Origin of the sequence: Desulfosarcina cetonica JCM 12296 (assembly GCF_001311845.1) — a bacterium.
In the GTDB taxonomy this organism is placed as follows: domain Bacteria; phylum Desulfobacterota; class Desulfobacteria; order Desulfobacterales; family Desulfosarcinaceae; genus Desulfosarcina; species Desulfosarcina cetonica.
Genome location: NZ_BBCC01000550.1, coordinates 1 through 578 on the forward strand (window position 1 = coordinate 1; position 578 = coordinate 578).

General features: G+C 65.1%; 1 protein-coding gene. It reads right to left on the reverse strand.

Going from position 1 to position 578, the window contains the following annotated elements; all coding sequences use genetic code 11:
* On the reverse strand, window positions 1–578 hold a 578-nt coding region (locus JCM12296_RS35530), incomplete at both ends, for an FAD-dependent oxidoreductase (protein ID WP_172684303.1).

Sequence of the window (578 nt, forward strand, 5' to 3'; positions counted from 1 at the left end):
AGGGTGAAGCAGTTGGCCGGCATCACATCGTTCAGGTAGCGCAGCCGGTCCAGGTTCATGTCCAGAAGGTAGACCTTGGCTCCCAGGCCGCAGGCCATCTTGGCCGCGTTGACGCCCACCACGCCGCCGCCGATCACCACCACCGTGGCCGGTTCCACGCCGGGAACGCCGCCCAGCAGAATACCGAGACCGCCCTGGGTCATCTCCAGGTACTTGGCGCCTTCCTGGATGGCCATGCGACCGGCCACCTCGCTCATGGGGGTGAGCAGCGGCAGGCTGCCGTCGGCCTTCTGGATGGTCTCGTAGGCGATGCACACAGCTTTGCTTTTGATCAGGGCCCGGGTCTGGGGTTCGTCGGCGGCCAGGTGCAGGTAGGTGAAAACGATCTGCCCCTCGCGGATCAGGTCGTATTCGGGCGGCATGGGCTCCTTGACGTGCATGACCATGTCGGCCCGGGCGTAGATCTCCTTGGCCGTGTCCACGATGGCGGCACCGGCCTTGGCATACGCCGCATCCTCGAAACCGCTGCCCATGCCGGCGTTTTTCTCCACCAGCACCGTATGGCCGTGGTGGATCAT